This window comes from Sphingobacterium sp. LRF_L2 (assembly GCF_965644235.1).
In the GTDB taxonomy this organism is placed as follows: Bacteria; Bacteroidota; Bacteroidia; order Sphingobacteriales; family Sphingobacteriaceae; genus Sphingobacterium.
In genome coordinates, this window is sequence record NZ_CBFFRI010000006.1 from 1 (window position 1) to 19,165 (window position 19,165).

The following is a 19,165-nucleotide window of genomic DNA, read 5'->3' on the forward strand; positions in this document are numbered from 1 at the left end:
TTTCTTTTTTCGAAATAGAAAGATCTTTTGCGAGGAGATGATCTCATCGTTGGTCACCCGTGTAGACTGTTCGCGAATAAGTATCCAGTTTGATACATGTTTTTTTAATAGTTCATATAATCTTCCAGATTCAAGATGAAGGCAGTAATCCGCAACAAAACGTGCAGACATCTGGGAAATAGATCTGTTGATATAAAGAAAGCAGAAATTTATACGACTCATATAGAGAACAGGATTAGAGCGGAAAATGGATTGCTATTAAGGGTTTCCTATGGGTTGGCTGGTTCTGGGAGAATCCACCCCTGATGGCCAAAATAATTCCATTTGGTATTCGCAAGGTCAACTTCTTTGTTTATATAATCACGAAATGGCCCTCTGTTGATGGAGACTTGTGACTCCACATACACTTCGACATCTTTTCCTTTCTCCGCCTGGGTCTTCCTCAGATATTGAGCAAACTGCCATATAGCGTCTGGTCGGGTAACAATCCGTTTCCTTTGGAGAGGAGTAAGGTATGTGCTTAGATCAACAGCTGTGTATTCTTGTGTTGTCCGGTCAAGCATATAAAATGAAGTTTTTGCTGACTTTGAACGCAACATCATTCTCCACGAAAGCCTATGCCCCTCCTCCGTCCAAAGCACATCACCGGGAATAAGCCAGTGCCGTAAGGGCAGGTAAATTTGCCATGCTATATAAAATGAAAAGATGATAGTAAAAAAAAGTCGACTTACTTTATCCGCTTGCGGCAAGTTGCCTGGTTCCGTTGTCATAAGTACTTGTTTTCCGGGAAAAAAAACTCTACGGATGGTTTCGGGCGGAAAACAGAATAAGCCCAGGGAAAGTGCGAAAAAAGGGAAGATGCCGATATGTAAGGTAATCGAATTAAAAAGATGGAAAAATACCGCTGCTACAAAAGCATATATCCGCGTTCTTTTCCACAAAAGTAGAGGGACAATAAGAAGGTCAAATCCGAATCCCAACCAAGAAAAAATCTGTGAAAATTTATGTGAACGCAAGCATTCCGTTAGGGAGTTCCATCCGATCCTATTTTCGAGCCATGCCGCCATACGACTATATCGTATCATTAAAAAGTCCCCGTTCAACCATCCCGGGTATAGCTTGGCAAACGCGGCAAAGGTGTAGACAATGAACATCTGAAGGATAAAGATCAAACGTGTCCAAAAATAGGTATACGTGGATTTTATAGAAGGCCATAGGCGTGCGTCAAAAGCATAATATCGGTTTGCAGGAATGAACACCATGAACCAGGCAACAAGCATGATGAGGTAGTAATGGTTATTGTAGTGTTCTTTCTGCATAAGGTAGACCAAGGACCAACCGAGAGCGAAGAGAATAGTGGAGACCCGATAAAAAGCTCCCAGAGAAATGAACAGTCCCAAAAGTCCGATAAATCCGTAAATATAATACATGGTTTCGCCCAACAAAAAATTAGTCCATTCAAAGCCGATGAAGGTAAATGTGAACCTAGGGGCAACTAAAGTTTCAGTCACCCAGCCTGTGGCGAGTGCACCCCAGCATTCGACAGTCATCAATAAGCCGAAAAATATCCGGAAAACAATGATCTGGGCATTGTCAATTTTATGGAACAGAATGTTGCTAACCATATCTATGTGTAAGTCTAAGACTCCATATGAGTCAAAAGCGATTCGAAAAAGATCTTCATATAGAAGATCTGCTAAAGCTATTGAGATTTACGATATAGACCAAAGGAAGCTGCTTATTTTAATGTTTTTTCACAATTGATCGTCATCTTGCTTTGTATGTCGTGTTTATTGTTTTTAATTGCAAACTAGGCTTTATGAATGGCCTTGTATGGCCAACCGTTAAAGTTATGTTAAAGACTGTTCGCTAGACAACTTTATCGTTCCAATAGCGTTATATTTGTATATTCATAATTTAGGTTAATAATTGGTTAGTTAGTTAAAAATCCTGAAGCTCCCCGCTTCAGGATTTTTTTATTTTGGGGCAGAAATAACGCTACTAATTTCTTGATACTTGGCAGGATCTTTTTGTATTAGATGCAGTCAGAAATGTATGTACTAATCTCTATTTCAATTTTTTTACTAAAACCTTCTTGTCCATTTTATAATGGAAATAGTACGAAAATGTCTCATTAATTTCTCAGGGGATCGATCGATGTTAATCGACAAATGTATTTTTAAAACTGATGGATATCCAAAAAGAGAAGAATAGTAAGGTGGTGCAAAGAGAGTTTCTTTTGTATAAACACTTTTTTGAGTGCCGCAATTGCTTTGGATCGTGCAAAATATACGGTATTGCTTGTCGTACCTAGTTCTTCACAGATTTCTTGTGTATCCTTACCTTCGATAATTGACAATTGAAAGATAGCTGCTTGTTGTTTGGGAAGCTTTCGGACTTCCTTGACAATGAGTTCAATCAATTCCGTGTAAATAATTTTCTTTAAGATATCCTGATCAGAGGAAGCGATATCCATCGTGGCGGCTTCTTCGTGTTTGTATTTTTGCCTGCTGTGTTTCAGGTGATCCAAGCAATCGTTTTTAACAACTAAATATAAGAAAGATCGGAGGCTCTCACTACGTTGAAATTGTGTCCTTCGTTCCCAAAGTTTGACAAACGCTTCTGAAACAATGTCGGAACTCGCAGCACTGTCTTTGATTATTTTATAGGCAAAGAAATGTAACGCTTGGCCGTACTGATCCATAAAAAAACATAAAGCCGTTTCTCTGCCAGCATGTAAATCAGAAATCTGTTTGTCGAATGTATCCATTTACCGAGAGGTTTATAGCACATGGTTATACACAAACTTAATGTAAATTGTGTAAAATAAAAAATGCTTTTTCGATTTATTAGGTATTGGTTACGAAGTGATAGGAGAGTTACAAGGTTACGTTTGTTGTAAAGTCGTTAAATTGTAAAGTTGTGAAGTCGTTGGTTGGTATAGGTTACGAAGTTATGGAAGAGTTACAAGGTTACATTTCTTGTAAATGCGTAAAGTCGTGAATTCGTAAAGGATGAATAATTGCACAAACTATCCTTAACGATCAATGTCGCCTTGAAACCTTTGCAATATGTAGAATTTTGCCTTCGCACGGACTTATCCTGCAAAGGTTCCCAGCGACGAGTTTTATGAATTCGTGTTTGTTTTTTTTTGTATTCATGAGCTCCCTTCGGTCGGTTTGGTTCTTTTTTTAAAAAAAGAACTGGGCTGTCCGCCCATAGAGGACAAAAAGAAACCTTGCTCCGGCTTGAGGGGCAAAAGAAAAGAACTTTGATGTTTATGAACTCGTGTTTATTCATGATCTCCCTACTGTCGGTTGGGATCTTTTTGTAACAAAAAAGGCGCCGACAATACATCGGACGCCTCAAACCAACTAGTAAAACAATAGATTATTCTGCACGGAACACCCAAAACCACGATTCATTTCCTGCCTCAGTAGATGTACTAGCAGAGTAGGAAAGAACCATTTGTTCTTCGTTTATGATCATAAAATCGTACTCATAAACAAGTGCGTTGCCTTCATTCGGTGATATTCCACATAGCATCGTAACGTTTTTAGTCGTTAATTTTCCGATAGTCCAGTTTGTGCCATCCTTTAATGTTATTTTTTTTGTCATATCAAAAGCGAAAGTGCCATTTTCGGTATCCCCTGTTGATTTGATCTTTGACAATTTTGCGCCACGCAAAGAAAATACCATTTTTGCACCAACACCTTCTCCAGGCGCTTGTCCATCAACATCGGAAGCTGTGAGTGTCCACCATGCAGGAGCTGTACTTTGAAGATAGCCACCGTTGCCCCAAACGGCAGGTTTACTCGTGTCCCAAACCCAGGTCTTATCGGTTCCATCTGTCAAGAGTCCCCATTCGAGCGGTACCTCAAAAGTGAGTTCATCCACCTCGACTTGTAAGGTTTTAGTGATTTTGGTTCCATCGGGATTCAAACCCGTGAAAATAATCTCATTGTTGCCGGTAGAGACAAGGAGAACGGTATCTGTTTTCTTTTGTGTTAACCCTGTTCCGTAATCCCAGGTAGAAAGTACAGGGCTTTTATTGTCCAAAATGACTTTATTGCTCTTTTTACCATCGACAACCAAAGATGTTGCGGTGATATTTAATTGCTCTGCCGTAATGGCTGAACCAAGTTCCAATCGGTCTTCGATGGGATTACATCCTGCAAACAGTAGGATAAAAAAGACCGTTGTTATATGCTGTAAATTTTTCATGTTCAATACAATTTAGTTACCAGCCTGGAAATTCATGAGTTGATTCGCCCCAACCTTTGTTCTGCGTTAACACACCGTCAGATAGTGAGATTTGCGATGTCGGAATCGGCCAAAATCCCCCGGTGGCTTCATAGCGGGCACTGTATCCACCGCCGAAAGCACGCATTTGGGTGTCAATACCTTTGTTTTTGATGGCGACTCCTTCTTGGCGTGCCAGTGCGGTTGAAGCGTCATGCCAGCGCATCAAATCGAAGTATCGAAGTCCTTCAAAAGCAAGTTCCCAACGACGCTCGCGTTTTAAAGCCGCTAATGTATAGGCCACAGGTGATAGGTTAACACGAGCTCTCACACGATTCAGATTCGTGTTTGTTTCGCTCAGTTCAGCATGCATCAGCAAGACATCTGCAAAACGGATCAGTACCAAATCTTGCGTATGCGCCCGCTGATAATCAGACAACGCTGCATCAGCCAAAACGGCATAGGAAGGAATCAAAGTCCCTTCACTATAAGCTGTCACTGCAATATATTTCTTTTGCCAGTAACCCGTTTCCTCCATTTGATTGTCCGCGCCATAGATGTAGGAGTCTAAGTCATTTTCTACATCAATGATAGAGCCTGTCCGCCGAATGTCTGTGGGTTCTGCAGTCCGCCATTCGTTCCAGAGTACCGTATTTACTGGTCCTGCACCCCATCCTTGACCAAAAGGAAAGGTGTTGGCTTGTCCATTGTTGGAACGCAAGCTTGAATGTAGGTTCATTTGGTTGGAATAGCCCAACATATAAGTATCACCCCAGTCTACGAGTGTTCCAAACTTTACAGCAAAAACAGTTTCTTTGTTACCATCGCCCGCATAGAGCAGATTGTTTTCCTGTGCATAAGGATAGTCAACCTTTGTATATTGATTGGTGTAAGGCCAAAGGTTTCGAAAATCACCGACGAGGTCATGTCCCGAGTTGGTAATACAATCTTCAAGCCAGCTGATTACTTCCGACTTACTTACAGTACCTCCGGAAGCCAAAGGAAGCTCCGTCTTGTTGTAGTAACCTGTATAAAACAGAAATACCCGTGCGAGCAAGGCCTCAGCGGCCCATTTTGTAGCATGCCCAGAAGCGACACTGCTATAAACGCTCGAAGGCATAAGTTCAATAGCCATTTTGAGATCCTCGGCGATAACGGCATAGGTTTCGTCGGCACTCGATTTTGGAATATTGCTTACCGCAGTGGAGGTGACAAGTGGAACCTCACCAAACAATTGGGAGAGTTCGAAGTAATAAAGTGCGCGTAAAAAGTACACTTCGCCGAATGCTTGGTTTTTCTGTTCGTCATTTGTCCAGCCGCTCACCTGATCCAAGGTTTCCAAAGCTGTGTTGGCCCGAAATATTCCCTGATAGCGTGCGGTCCAAAACGTTAGAAAGCGATCCGGTTGTGTATTCATCAGGTGATCCAGTCCTTGCATATCGCGGTCATTTTCTCCGCCCCCACCAAAGCGGTCATCCGAAGCGAGTTCGGCCATATAAAAATGAGAATGCTGAACATTCGTGATAGCAGCATTTAAACTGGAATAAATACCCGTAAGCATACTATTCGCATCTGCGACCGTAACGGGGAAGTTGCCGGTATTTTTTTTGTCGTAGCTTTCTGAGTCCAAGAATTTTTCACAGGATGTCAATAATCCCACAAAAAATATAAGTATGATGATCTTCTTCATGTCTTCCATTAAAATTTAAGGTTTAAACCAAACATTACGGTTCTTGGCTGCGGATAGAATCCGAGGTCAATACCGCTCACCCACGATTCATCATAACCGTAACCAATCTCAGGGTCCATTCCACTGTATTTTGTGAAGGTAATTAAGTTCTGTACAGTCGCATAGAACCGAAGTTGGCTGAATGGCATATTTTTCCAAATCGTCTTCAAATCGTAACCCAAAGTAACATTCTGAATTTTTACGAAATCACCGTTTTCAACATAGATGTCCGAAATATACTGGCTGTTGGTATGGCTGCCGCTGGTTAATCGCGGAAGTTTATTCGAAGTTCCTTCACCATGCCACCTATCGAAGATCTCCGTTGTATAGTTCTGTAGGGGACTATCTGCGAATGATCGGTAGGACTTTGCAATTTGATGACCGAAAGAACCAATAGCTGTTACCGATAAATCGATGCCTTTATATCCCGCATTTAAGTTTAAGCCTCCGCTAAAATCCGGATGTGGATTACCGATCATCACTTTGTCATCATCGGTAATTGCGCCATCGCCGTTCGTATCCCTAAAAATTACATCGCCAGGCTGTGCATTGCTTAGTACCCCCAACCCCGATGCACGTAATGCATCGATCTGTTCCTGTGTCTGAAAGATTCCATCGGTTTTAAATCCATAAAAATAGCCAATAGGATAGCCCTCTTGTGCGCGGTACATTTCTTTTGTTCCCTGGCTTAATACGTCGGTCGCTCCATGTATAATACCCTCGTCATTGGCTATGCGGAGCACTTTATTTTTATTGTATGCGCCATTGATACCAATGCCATAGCGAAAGTTACCTTTGGTGTCGTTCCAATTCACGCCAAATTCAATCCCCTTATTTTCTACATCGCCACCGTTAATGTAAGGTGCTGAGGTTCCGTATATTGCTAGGACAGGAGCCTGAACAAGCCAATCTTTGGTCGTCTTTCTATACCAGTCGAACACCACCGATAGTTTATTGTCGACAAAGCGAGAATCGAAACCGATATTTAATTGTTCGGAGGTTTCCCAACTGATATCTGGATTAGCGAGAATATCAGGGTAAGCACCACGTATCAACGTATTTTTATTGTTGCCGAAATAATAACCGTTTTTTACATCAATAGCTACTGTAGCCAAATATTGAAAAGGATCAATATTTGCGTTACCATTTTGCCCCCAGCTTCCCCGCAATTTCATAAAGTTCAGCCAACCGTTATCTTTCAAGAATTCCTCATTCGTCATGATCCATCCGGCAGAGGCCGAAGGAAAGTAACCCCAACGATTCCCTTTCGCAAAGTTGGACGATCCATCAGCACGCAAAGTAAAGGAAGCGATATAGGTCTCGTTGATGTTGTAGTTGGCCCTTCCGAAAAAAGAGGCAATGGAAAACAGTGGTAAGTGGGAACCTCCTACTGTAGGAATATAGCCTTCATAGCCTTGGCCGTTCCCTACCCAAGCTTTATCCCATTCTCCGGGAAACGAAGAGTTTGCGGTGGTCACACTGAGATTCTCACCTAAGCCATTTTTTTCGATCGACTGCCCAATAACCATATCCAATTGGTGACCGCTTGCGGGAGCCAATTTGTAGCTCAAGGTATTTTCCCAAAGTAGACTATGTCCCAACTCTTGGTTCTGCGAGATTTCATCGACAGCGTTTGCCACGGTAGTCGATAGATTGTACACGGGTGTATATTGTCGATAAGACGAAGCATTCAGCCTGTATCCGAAATTCGTCTTAAAAACGAGGTCTCGCAGAGGTTGGATTTCCAAATAAGCGTTTACAGATAAATTATGAGCCTTGCTCAGATTCTGGCCACGGCGATAATACATCTCTGCAATAGGATTGGCCGTTGCCCCATCAAAATTCCATTGATCCGCAGTTTTGCTCGCCCGGTCATAAAATTCGCCATTTTCATTATAAACAGGTAACAGCGGATTTCCCACCAGCATGTTGTGAATATCATTCCAGTAAATATTGCCGATGCCAATCCCCGAACGTTTGGTGGTGCCATAGTTTACATTTTCGCCAAATTTGATGATATTGTATTCATCGTTTTTCAGGAGGATATGTTCTGAATTAATCCGAGCAGTATGGCGTTTGAAGTTGGGCTCTGCAGGAACGCCCATGATACCATCACGGTCCGTGATCGAGTAACCGATCGAGAAACGTGACATTTCTGTTCCCCCCATCATATTGATGGATGTGTTTTGTAGGATAGCATTGTCGTTATGAATTTCTTTGAGCCAGTTGGTACCGTTCCATGTGCCGTTCATGATTTGTTCATACTGTTTTGGGATTAAGTTGGCCCAATCGTAAGGTTCGGCACCTTCATTGAATCGTCGTTCGTCCTGTATGGCCATGTACTCCTTTGCCGTTAGGAGTGACGGAAGTTTATATGCGTTTTGAAAACCTAGATAGCTATCCAGATGTACCGCCATTTTTCCTTCCTTTCCTTGTTTGGTAGTAATGAGGACGACCCCGTTTGCTGCCCGCGATCCATAGATTGCAGCGGAGGCGGCATCCTTTAAGATATCTATACTTTCAATATCGGAAGGGTTCAGCATATTGATATCACCATTGGGCACGCCATCGATTACATATAAAGGAGAGGAGCTCCCGATGGTACCCAATCCACGAATGGTTACTTTGAAACTTTCTCCCGGCATACCTGAACTTTGGGTAATCTGAACACCTGGCGACTGGCTTTGCAACGATTCTAATATACTCGGCGAACTTAGTTTCTGTAGATCTTCGCCCTTTACTTGTATGCTAGCGCCTGTCGTCAGTTTTTTCTTCTGTGTACCATACCCGACTACCACAACCTCATCAAGGTCGCCAGCATCAGCTTTCAACGTAATCTTTACCGTCTGCTGATCGCCAATATTAATTTCGGACGATATGAAGCCAATGTAAGAAACTTGGAGGACCGCATTTCTGCTTTCTACCGATAGGGAGAAACTACCGGTTGCATCCGTTGAGGTGCCCTGTGTCGTACCAAGTATTTTAATGGAGGCTCCTTGAATAGGCTTCCCTTGTTCGTCGCTTACCGTACCTTTCACGATCCGTTGTTGTTTAACGGCAGTACTTTCAATAGACGGATTGGCTTTTCCTGTCCGACGGAGAATGATTGTGCCTTCCGAGATCTCCCAAGATATGGGCTGGTTGGCTAATAGAGTGGTCAAGGCCTTTTCTAAAGGCACATGCTTGAGGTCCACAGTGAGCTTCGTACTGGCAATGTCTTTCCCATTCAATAGGAATGGCATGCCACTTTGTTTTTGGATGGACTGCATGACTTGAACAAGCGGCGAATTGACCGCTTTTAAAGATACTTGCTGTGCAAATCCACCAGCGGTGAGCTTAAAGAAACTCAAGACGGTGAGTAAAATGGTTAATTTCATAAGGATAACCCAGCGTTTTATTTTCAGACAGGCAGTTTTACTGCCATCATCATTCTGTTGTATAAAAATCATATTTTTGTACAATTAGGATTTGGTAATGAATAAGGGTTTATAATTTCTAATGTGCTTCTTCAGCCAGTCCATATCGACCGAACATGGGTGTACGAGACCCTGTTCGGTTTTTTTAGGACTGCTTTTGTCTCCTTATGTCGGATAGGTAGTTGTTCTGTTTTTCATTGCTCTTCTATTTATGTTTATTATTGGATTACAATTAAGTTTGGAGGCCTGTTTCCTCGCTGTTGAAGTTTAAATTTGACGCCGCTTTTTTCGATAATTCGTAGCGCCTCTTCCAGATTTTTATCTCGCCCGATTTCTCCATAAAAATAGGAGGGGGCTATCTTTCCCTGATACGTAATATCAATAGCGTACCAACGGCCAAGTGATTTCATGAGGTCATGCAGTTCCGTTTCATAAAAAAGGAATTTGTTTGCTGTCCATGCAATAAACTCATGTACATCCACCTCTTTTTTCTGGATACGACCATATTGGCTTATTGCCTGTTGATTGGGTGCTAAGTTCAACTGTTGCCCAGCTGTTTCTACATTGACAGATCCTTCCACTAGTGTTGTTACTGTTTGGATATCATCAGGATAGGCAGAAACATTAAAAGATGTTCCTGTGACCTCAATTTTTTGATCTTTACAGTGGACTTCGAATGGAACCCGTTTGTTGTTTTCACTCACTTTGGCCACATCAAAATACGCTTCGCCTTCCAGTTGAACCTCACGTCTGTTCTTTTCGAAGACCAGTGGATAAACGAGTTTCGACTGCGCATTCAGCTGTATCTTGCTGCCATCTGACAGGGTCACTTTATATTTGCCGCCCTTAGGCACAAGAATGGTGGCCATGGTATGCTGTAAGGAAAGGAGATCTTCCGTTAATAGCGGTGTCCCGTCAGAGTAAGTCAATTTCTTATCAAAAATAATCCCATCTTTATCATTACGGAGATTAATTTTCTTACCATTAGACAACAACAGTTCTGCTTTGTTCGTGCCTGCTTGTACACTTGATAGATCCAGTTCTTTTCCTTCCTGCTCTTGCTGGCGGAATTGGAAATAACCAAAGAGAGATACGGCAAGTAATAAAGCCGCAATCGCAGTAAACAGAAAATACGGTCTGTTGGCTTTGCGTAAGGGCTGGTTCTTTTGCTGGATTTTACGAAGAGTGTCCTCCTGAAGTCGACTTAGCCAAGCCTGACCGTCATCTTGATGCAGCGCAAGCCACGATAAGGCGTCCTCAAAAACTTCTTCTCCCGTAACAATTTTTTGAAAGAATATTTCATTTTCGGATGATTCTTGTCGCCACCGATCGAGCACATCAGATTCTTCCGAACTCAGTTTCCCTTCGAGATAGTGTTTGATCAATCTGGTTAGTACAGATGTAGACTCCATTGCGTGTTTATATTGGGTTATTGTTTCTATAACGACGAAGCCTCGTTAATCTTAGTAAAAAAATAAATTTTATTTTTGGACTTTACAAATCAATCACACTTTCTTCATATCCCCTTAATATCAGGTTAATACTGGATTTATATACGGACTACGAGAATCTGTTAACTAAACTAGGATTTTGTATCCACGCCTACGATAACCTTTATAAAAAATTACAACAAAAAGTACTGACGCCTCAACTGCGGCAGATACGCAAAAAAGCCAATGTTAAATCACAGGAATACCGTGTTCTTGCATTGTATTTGGACGAGATGCGTTCTTCTGGGTGAATTTTCTAACTTTTAGCGGATTTTCCTCGGATGCGGCTGAGTGTCTCTAATTTCATATTGAGATAAGAAGCGATATACTTTAACGGTACACGGCCTAACAGTTTAGGGCGTGTTAATGTAAATCGGTTCAGACGTTTTTCTGCGGAAGGTAATCGGCATAAAAAAGCCCTCTCATCGGCATCCCGATAATACAACTCTAAAATCTTTCTCCCAATAACATTGGCTTCATGAAAACGTTCATACATTTCGTCAAGAGATGCTCGTGAGAAAGCAATTAATTGTGTGTCCTCTAAAGCTTGTATGTACTCTTCTGTTTCGATGTCTAATCCAAGATTTCTAACGCTGCCAACGATATTTTGTTCGTCATTGAGCCAAGTCGTAATATCTTGTCCTTCTATCCTGATAAATCCACGAACTAATCCACGGACGATAAAATATAAAGTTTCGACATTGTCAATTGGACTTCTTAAGTATTTTCCTTTTTTAACGTCAATGTAACCGCTATTCTCGGTGAGGTATTGCTGAGCAGGAATAGATAAGGGGTGTATTTGTTGAAAAAAGCTGACGATTTCGTTGTTTTTAGCAGTTTTTTTAGTTGACTGACCTTTTTTGGCTTTGCTTTTTGTCTTCATTTGTACTAATGAACGCAAAACTACAATTATTTGTTTTACTATTTGGTATAAAAATGTAAAGTCGTTGGTACTAATTACAAAAGTGATGAGGAATTTATAACGTTACATTTGTTGTGAATTCGTTTTTTTTTTATTCATGAACTCCCTACGGTCGGCCCAATAACTATTTTTATTATCATGCCAGATTGCATAGTACGCAGTATCGTTCGAACCATGTCGAAATTTCTTTTGAAATCAGACATATTTTTTTATCATTTTTTAATTAAATGTTGATTACAATATAGAATAAAAATATTTTTTTAAAAATTTGGTTTACAGGTGTTTGTGTTTTTTTTTGTTCAACTTTTTTGTTTTTTTATGAGAGGGAATATAGCTCGTTAAATATTTTTGTTGAAAATTGTGGGTGATTTGTCGTAAATAGTATCTATATTCGTAAGTATAAGGTTTATGATAAATGTTGCTTATGAAATTTTCAAACCTTTTCTGTCGGAAACACTAAAGTGTTGGTTACTTTTTATTAACAGATAATAAACACAGTTTGTGAATTCTATTTGAGGTGGAATGTTTATTTTCACACTCATTGATGTATAATGGATTTATGGCATATCTGAAAAGTCAGTTTATAGTGGATATTGTACTTACTTTTAGAAGTGGTTGTTTTGTTGCTCTGGCAAGTTGTTATTGTCTATTTCTATCTTGTGGAGAGAGGCGTACGGCTGATAGCAAAGAGTCTCAGCAAAGCCCTCCATCGGCTGCAAAAATAGAAAAGACGATTGAAGTCGGCGATGGCTCGGTTTTAAAGCGGTATTGGTCGGGCTACGATTTCGGTAATGCCGAAAATATCAACAATCCTGAAAAAGGGGAGCAAGCTTTAGTAGATTTTATCAACTTGTTCCCACAGACCTCAATCGAAGATGTTTCTTTGGCTATTAAATCCATGTTTTCGCAAGCGAAACATTCGCCTAAGGCAATTGACTTCCTGAAGAAACAAACGGAAAAATATTTGTATGATCCGAATTCTCCGATGCGAAATGATAGCTATTATGAACCAGTACTAGAGTATTTGCTAGATTCTGCTCGCCTCGAGCCAGCGGATAGGTTGAGGATGGAAGCGCGATTAATAATGATCCGGAAAAATAAACCAGGTACTGTAGCGTCAGATTTCTCGTATGTGTTGGCGGATGGGACAAAGGGAAATTTGCATAGTTTTGAAGCACAGACGACCCTGTTATTTTTTTATGAGCCCGGTTGTTCCCATTGTGAAGAAGCTATTGCTCAGTTGAAGGATCTTACTTTTTTTAATGAATTGATATCGAGGAAGCAACTACGTGTTTTAGCTGTTTATCCTTTTGGTGAAAGATCTATCTGGAAAGACTATCAAGCCAACCTACCATCGAATTGGGTGAATGCCTTTGTGGACAAAGACGATATGTTTATTAATGAAAAATACGATTTAAAAGCTACGCCTACGATTTTTCTGTTGGATGATAAAAAGCGAGTAATCTTGAAAGATACCGATGTTCAACATATACTCGCATATTATGCAACGATAAATTAAATTGTAGTTTTTGGGCTACAAATAAAATGTTTATGAAACGTTTAATAAGGTTATGAGGATAAGGAGGGGTATCTTTGGTTCGATTTGGTCATCTGGGAGACCTAATTCGATTTATAAGCTTATTAAATCCGCGTCTACCTATACCGCAATCTATCGAAACTTCAGTTTCTTTAAAAGCGTAGCAGATGCGTGATGAAGAAAAAAGAGAAATAAAGTGTAAATGAAGCTACTTGTCATTATAGTACCGTTTTTAATCGCTGTCTTTTTAGGGCGGATAATTATCCCTTTTATTCTTTTCGTTTCCTACAAAAAGCGATTATTCGATCCTGTTGATCCACGGAAATTTCATCAAAAAATTATTCCTAGGTTAGGAGGTGTGTCTTTTGCACCGGTACAATCTTGTCTTTTTATTATCTCGGTAATAGTTCTTTATAAAGTCAATTTCGTGCCTCTGGGGATTGACACCTCAGAAGTGTTTCCTATGTTTATGCTTCTGTTATGTGGGCTTTTTATCCTCTTTCTTGTTGGCTTGGCAGATGATTTGGTCGGGGTGCATTATCAGTGGAAATTTATTGCCCAAATCATTGTTGCTTGTTTATTTCCTCTTTCTGGATTATGGATAAACGATATGTATGGCATTTTGTTTATCACGTATTTGCCACCTTGGATCGGAATGCCTCTAACTATATTTGCTGTAGTATTGATTATTAATGCTGTCAATTTGATTGATGGAATTGATGGTCTTTGTTCGGGATTGATTATGGTCGGTTGTTCGTTTTTGGGTATATTGTTTATTCACTACGAGGCATGGCTTCATGCTCTTTTCGCCTTTATCACAGCAGGTGTTTTGTCTTCTTTTTTTTATTATAATGTTTTTGGAGCATCCAAACGGAAGCGACGGATATTTATGGGAGATACAGGAAGTTTGACCCTTGGATTGTCTATTGCCTTTCTGTCAATTAGTTTCGCAATGAACAATCAGGCTATTAAGCCTTTTTCTGAAGGAGCAATCGTTACGGCCTTTTCCACCTTAATAGTGCCTGTTTTTGATGTGACACGTGTTCTCTTCGTGCGCTGGCGCGATGGGCAGCCTTTATTTAAAGCAGACAGAAATCATTTGCATCATAAATTTTTACGTACAGGTATGTCTCATCATATGGCCATGATATCCATTTTGGCCTTAGCTTTATTCTTCTGCGTTTTTAATTTTGTAGCGGTGCAGTATATTAGCAATAATGTCGTTGTTCTATGTGATATTCTGCTATGGATAGGTTTTATCTTTGTATGGAACGCAGTAGAAAATCGTAAACGAAAAGCTCGTTCCCGTAAGCTTGAAGTCATCAAGTAATAATTTCTAGTGCAGGAAATACGGATAGCAGAGGCGTCATGAATGCCTAAATAAAGATAAATTTATAATTACTTTTTTCTCTTAAGTAACTAGATCTTTTAACTTAAAGTTACTTAGGCGGGTTTGAAGTTCAAACTACTATTGGACTTGATACAAAAAACGAAGCAAAACCGACCGCAGGGAGCTCATGAATACAAAAAAACAAACACGAATTCATAAAAAATCAAGGCTAGGTTCTTTCTACTATCTTTTATCGTAAATTCTTAAACGAAACAAACTCGCTTCGCTCAGACAGTGTTTCGTTCTTAACAGAATTTCCTGATCCAAGATTTCCGTAGAAATAACCAAGGCCGTTCTATTAGGTAATCGCTTCGCAAAAACTCATCTACTTTTTTACAACTTTACGAATTCACGACTTTACAACTTTACTACGGATGTAACCTCATAACTCCGTCACATTGTAATCCATGTCAATCAATATACCTTGTAGCTAAAAATCTACTTAATTAAAAAATGTAGTACCTAGCCATCAGTCGGTTTTCCTTTCGAATAAAAAAATATTTGATATTTGAAGCAGCCATCTCTCTGCTTTTTTAACTGTTGTTTTTATTCCTTTTAATACTTTAATCACATTTAAAACTGGTTTTTTGAAAGATAATTCCAATTTGTGTGTGATTTTTTCTGTTGATATAAACATGATATATATCAAATAGCGTATGGTGTCTGTGAACGTTTTACATATTTGTAGTTTCGTAGCTACATCATGATTTTACTTTAGTCTACCAAAGATCTACTTTTGTGCACTGATGATGTGGTGATGGATTTGAGATCATTATATGTTTTAAAAATGATTTTCATCACTTGCAAATTCAAAAAAAGACGCATACTGCAGATGTGTTTTAATTTTTAGTTTAATTTTTTAAATAGTCTTGATTTGGAAATTCGGGTAAGGGATAGTTTGCCTTCAGACCAAGATTTACATGCAAATTGAAATAAAATGAAAAACATACAAGTTACAGTAAGCAATAAAAAAAGACCTTATAAGGCACCGATTATGGAATATTATAACATTGAATTAGAGTGTTCCATTGCTGCGGGGTCAGCATTTGTAAATCCTACAGGGCCAAACGGGCAAGCAGAAATATACCAAGAATGGGATGTTGATGTGGACGATAATAGAAGTATCAATTTTTAAGAAAGTCTATCTATGAAAACGGAATATAAAAATAAATTGAAACAGGAAACCATAAGAGTATTTTTGATCATTGGGGTGATTACGGCGATGAGTTTTGCAATGGTTTCCTGTAGCTCAGATGGTGTTACCGAAGAGTATGGCGAAGCGGTTTTGTCAGTAGATTTAACTGGAATTAGCTATGAACAAGAAGAGGAGGGAAATAACGATAATCAACAAGGAGTGAGCGATGGAAGGCAAACAATTTTAAGCCAACCGGCCGTGCTCGCTTTTAATAAAGAATATTCACTAGTTGCGAAGTTAAGCGTTGATACAACTTCGACTGCTACAGTAAACAAGAAGATCAGTTTGAAAAGTAGCAGCTTAAAGGCAGCGACGACAACCGTCACAAGTCCGTTGACAAGTGGGGTTCAATATCGTATTGTGGTTTATGATGAATCGGGTAATTATGTAACGGATAAAGTATATACTGTTGGTACGACGACATCCGAAACATTAAGTTTAATGTCGGCGACTTTGTATACGTTTATCTGCTATTCGATAAACAGCACTTCGGTTCCGGATATCGATAGCCAGAAAAATTTGAGCGAAGTTAGCTTATCATCGTTGAGTGGTAGTGCTGATTTTACCTATTGCAAAGTGGTTAAATCTTTAAGCAAAGGAAATAATACATTGCCCATTGTGTTGAAGCATATGTTTAGTCAGATTACAACAATGATAGATGCCTCTGCATTCGGAACAATTACAGCCTGTCAGGCAACGATAGGGGGGCACTATTCTACGGTTAATGTGAAATTGACGGATGCGAGTATTACGTATAATGGAACGGTTACAACAACACCTGTTCAATTTAGTAGTTTAGGAACTACGAGCATAACAAGCGTACCTACGATCATCAGTCACCCTGAGACTACAGCGGGAGTATTAACAATTTCTACGATGACAGCTGGAGGTGTTGTGCGCAGTGATATGTCTGTCGAGAATGTAAAGATAAAACCAGGCGTTCGCTATAATTTGAATCTGACATTAGAGAAAAATGGGATCAGTATGGGAGGATATACATGGGCACCGGCAAATTTGGTTTATAATGGTGGGAGTTATGGATTTGCTGCTAACCAAGGTGTTTATGGCGATCATTGGCAAGCGAATGCTTTACTCCCGATTAATCAAGGAACAGGTAGTGTAGGAGGGCAAACATACGATCTAGCGAAAGACCCTTGTGCGAAAGTGACAACGTACGGTGGAAACTGGCGGACACCTACAATGGCGCAACTGCAGTCGATCACAGGGAGCTACGCTGGTGAAAAGCCAATCTTCCATGTAAACTACACGCCTACAACCACTCGGGCGAGCTATAATGGCGTTGGAGGTCTTTTCTTGGGAACTACTTCACAGCCGGCTACTGCAGATCTTGATAACTATATCTTCTTGCCTTATGCGGGCGAAGGAGGATGGGATCAAGTGGTTAATAACCAAGGGAACATGGGGACATATTGGACGAACACACCAAATGGTGGGGCAAACATTGAACGGTTCCAATTTAACACAGGGAGTATCACCTGGCCTTACAGTAGTCAATATCACGTGTACGGCGGTAGTATCCGTTGTGTAAAAGCACAATAATACCTTATTTTCATATTACATATAAAATAAAAGCGCGGACTTTCGTTAGTCTACGCTTTTTTATTTAGAGTGACATCTTACCCTAGAGCATATCATGTGTTTTATGTCTTCTTTCCTTTGTCTACATTTCTTTGGATCACGTCGATCTCTTTTTTTAAATTTTTATTGCTTTTTTAAGAGTTATTGACTCTTAAAAAAGCAAACGTAAATTCCTGTAGACAGCTGTTCGTTAACAGGCAGAATGTCATTAAAAAAAAGTCGGAATATCGTTGAAAATTGACGTCCACTACAGTGTTGTAGTAGATATTCTACAACACTGTAGTGGACGCGCTACATTAATTTTTAAATACCCCGAAATCCTTTGTCAGTAAAGGGATTGCACGTATTTTTGAATCATAATCAAACATCGGTTGGGAAGGATGAATGACACATCTACGACATTGAAAAAATAACAACATGAAAACGCTACTTATAATTGTTCCATTCTTGATCGCTCTTTACGTAGGTCGGTTAATTATACCTTACATCTTTTTGGTATGTTACAAGAAAAGGTTGTTCGATCCAATCGACAAGCGTAAGTCGCATCTGACTTTGGTTCCCCGTTTGGGCGGTGTAGCTTTCGCTCCGGTACAAAGTTTTTTGATGACCTTGGGGGTTGTTATTCTCTACAAATTCAATTTTGTGGATTTGGGCGTAAATACGGCTGCAGTACTACCGATGTTTCTCCTTTTGATCTGTGGTTTAGTGATGTTGTTTTTGGTTGGTATTGGCGATGATCTTGTTGGAATAAACTACAAATGGAAGTTTGCTGTTCAGTTGATTGTAGCTTCTCTTTTCCCTTTATCAGGTTTATGGATCAATGATTTTTATGGTGTATTTTTCATTGGACAATTGCCTGCTTACGTCGGTATGCCGTTGACTGTGTTGGTAGTGGTCTTGATAATCAATGCAGTCAACCTTATTGATGGTTTGGATGGATTATGTTCGGGATTGGTAGCTACCGGTAGCTTAGTGTTGGGGGTAATGTTTGCAATTCACGGGGCATGGTTGCATGCAATGTTTGCTTTTATCACAACAGGGGTGTTGATTCCTTTCTTTTACTTCAATGTATTTGGTATCAATAAACGCAGACGTCGTATTTTTATGGGGGATACAGGAAGCTTAACTTTAGGCTTGTCGATTTCCTTCTTGGCTATCAGTTTCGCAATGAATAATCCTTTGATCAAACCATTTTCTGAGGGGGCAATTGTTGCAGCATTCGCGACACTTATCGTTCCTGTTATGGATGTGCTGCGTGTGATCTTTGTAAGATACCGTGCAGGTAAACCATTGTTTATGCCAGATAGAAGCCATATCCACCACAAATTATTAGGATTAGGATTCTCACACAGACAAGCAATGATGACCATTGTTGGTGTAGCGATGTTCTTTGCCATCTTCAATAGCATAACTGTAAATCATATCAGTAACAACATCGTTTTAGTCTGCGATTTGGTTTTGTGGTTAGGGTTTCACTTCGTGTTGAACAGAATCGAAAATATCCGCATGTCAAGACAAGTGGAGCAGCTTTTGGCACATGAAATTAAATTGTCGAAAACTGAAAAGAATGAATTAAATTTACGGAAGATAAGTGTAAAAGAACTTCAGTTGGAGAACATACACTAATCCTGTAATTTAACATACT

At 39.9% G+C, this 19,165-nt stretch carries 13 protein-coding genes; 5 read left to right on the plus strand and 8 right to left on the minus strand.

Translation table 11 applies throughout. The features are described from left to right. From ACSZOX_RS12985 to ACSZOX_RS13020, 8 genes are all read right to left on the minus strand, one after another. The coding region (locus ACSZOX_RS12985; RefSeq protein ID WP_437920432.1) for a hypothetical protein at positions 1-222 on the minus strand (222 nt) is incomplete at its 3' end. Positions 223-269: 47 nt separating this feature from the next. Beyond that, the gene (locus ACSZOX_RS12990; RefSeq protein WP_437920434.1) at positions 270-1,625 is read right to left on the minus strand and encodes an HTTM domain-containing protein; all 1,356 of its coding nucleotides are present in this window, start codon (positions 1,623-1,625) and stop codon (positions 270-272) included. A 554-nt stretch (positions 1,626-2,179) separates the two neighbouring features. Further along, a complete protein-coding gene (locus tag ACSZOX_RS12995; RefSeq protein WP_437920436.1) occupies positions 2,180-2,770 on the minus strand; it encodes a sigma-70 family RNA polymerase sigma factor in 591 nt (196 codons plus the stop codon). Positions 2,771-3,390: 620 nt separating this feature from the next. Beyond that, positions 3,391-4,224: a hypothetical protein gene (locus ACSZOX_RS13000; protein WP_437920437.1), complete on the minus strand. Its 834-nt coding sequence runs from the start codon at positions 4,222-4,224 to the stop codon at positions 3,391-3,393. A gap of 16 nt (positions 4,225-4,240) precedes the next feature. Next, complete coding sequence (locus ACSZOX_RS13005; RefSeq protein ID WP_437920439.1) at positions 4,241-5,932, minus strand: RagB/SusD family nutrient uptake outer membrane protein; 1,692 nt, start codon at positions 5,930-5,932, stop codon at positions 4,241-4,243. Between the two features lie 8 nt (positions 5,933-5,940). After that, positions 5,941-9,420, minus strand: coding sequence for a TonB-dependent receptor (locus ACSZOX_RS13010; protein WP_437920440.1), 3,480 nt, complete (start codon positions 9,418-9,420; stop codon positions 5,941-5,943). A gap of 185 nt (positions 9,421-9,605) precedes the next feature. Continuing rightward, positions 9,606-10,799 (minus strand): FecR family protein, encoded by a 1,194-nt coding sequence (locus ACSZOX_RS13015; protein ID WP_437920441.1) that lies wholly within the window; start codon positions 10,797-10,799, stop codon positions 9,606-9,608. Positions 10,800-11,133: 334 nt separating this feature from the next. Beyond that, entirely contained in the window at positions 11,134-11,760 is a 627-nt protein-coding gene (locus tag ACSZOX_RS13020) for a Crp/Fnr family transcriptional regulator (protein WP_437920442.1), read from the minus strand. 598 nt (positions 11,761-12,358) lie between these two features. Here ACSZOX_RS13020 and ACSZOX_RS13025 point away from each other — a divergent pair. The 5 genes from ACSZOX_RS13025 to ACSZOX_RS13045 all read left to right on the plus strand — a co-directional run bounded on the left by ACSZOX_RS13025 (position 12,359) and on the right by ACSZOX_RS13045 (position 19,146). Next, positions 12,359-13,318 carry a DUF5106 domain-containing protein gene (locus ACSZOX_RS13025; protein ID WP_437920443.1) on the plus strand — a complete coding sequence of 320 codons (960 nt, stop codon included), beginning with the start codon at positions 12,359-12,361 and terminating at the stop codon, positions 13,316-13,318. A gap of 220 nt (positions 13,319-13,538) precedes the next feature. Then, positions 13,539-14,666 (plus strand): MraY family glycosyltransferase, encoded by a 1,128-nt coding sequence (locus ACSZOX_RS13030; protein WP_437920444.1) that lies wholly within the window; start codon positions 13,539-13,541, stop codon positions 14,664-14,666. Positions 14,667-15,663: 997 nt separating this feature from the next. Further along, positions 15,664-15,861 (plus strand): hypothetical protein, encoded by a 198-nt coding sequence (locus ACSZOX_RS13035; RefSeq protein ID WP_437920445.1) that lies wholly within the window; start codon positions 15,664-15,666, stop codon positions 15,859-15,861. Between the two features lie 12 nt (positions 15,862-15,873). Then, positions 15,874-17,481: a hypothetical protein gene (locus tag ACSZOX_RS13040; RefSeq protein ID WP_437920446.1), complete on the plus strand. Its 1,608-nt coding sequence runs from the start codon at positions 15,874-15,876 to the stop codon at positions 17,479-17,481. Between the two features lie 456 nt (positions 17,482-17,937). Then, entirely contained in the window at positions 17,938-19,146 is a 1,209-nt protein-coding gene (locus ACSZOX_RS13045; protein WP_437920448.1) for an MraY family glycosyltransferase, read from the plus strand. Positions 19,147-19,165 lie beyond the last annotated feature (19 nt).

Bases quoted from the DNA above. Each gene is read 5' to 3' on its own strand.
- ACSZOX_RS13045 (WP_437920448.1), top strand. From the start codon at position 17,938: ATGAAAACGCTACTTATAATTGTTCCATTCTTGATCGCTCTTTACGTA.
- ACSZOX_RS13020 (WP_437920442.1), bottom strand. From the start codon at position 11,760: ATGAAGACAAAAAGCAAAGCCAAAAAAGGTCAGTCAACTAAAAAAACT.
- ACSZOX_RS13035 (WP_437920445.1), top strand. From the start codon at position 15,664: ATGAAAAACATACAAGTTACAGTAAGCAATAAAAAAAGACCTTATAAG.
- ACSZOX_RS13030 (WP_437920444.1), top strand. From the start codon at position 13,539: ATGAAGCTACTTGTCATTATAGTACCGTTTTTAATCGCTGTCTTTTTA.
- ACSZOX_RS13005 (WP_437920439.1), bottom strand. From the start codon at position 5,932: ATGAAGAAGATCATCATACTTATATTTTTTGTGGGATTATTGACATCC.
- ACSZOX_RS12990 (WP_437920434.1), bottom strand. From the start codon at position 1,625: ATGGTTAGCAACATTCTGTTCCATAAAATTGACAATGCCCAGATCATT.
- ACSZOX_RS13000 (WP_437920437.1), bottom strand. From the start codon at position 4,224: ATGAAAAATTTACAGCATATAACAACGGTCTTTTTTATCCTACTGTTT.
- ACSZOX_RS13025 (WP_437920443.1), top strand. From the start codon at position 12,359: ATGGCATATCTGAAAAGTCAGTTTATAGTGGATATTGTACTTACTTTT.
- ACSZOX_RS13010 (WP_437920440.1), bottom strand. From the start codon at position 9,420: ATGATTTTTATACAACAGAATGATGATGGCAGTAAAACTGCCTGTCTG.
- ACSZOX_RS12995 (WP_437920436.1), bottom strand. From the start codon at position 2,770: ATGGATACATTCGACAAACAGATTTCTGATTTACATGCTGGCAGAGAA.
- ACSZOX_RS13040 (WP_437920446.1), top strand. From the start codon at position 15,874: ATGAAAACGGAATATAAAAATAAATTGAAACAGGAAACCATAAGAGTA.
- ACSZOX_RS13015 (WP_437920441.1), bottom strand. From the start codon at position 10,799: ATGGAGTCTACATCTGTACTAACCAGATTGATCAAACACTATCTCGAA.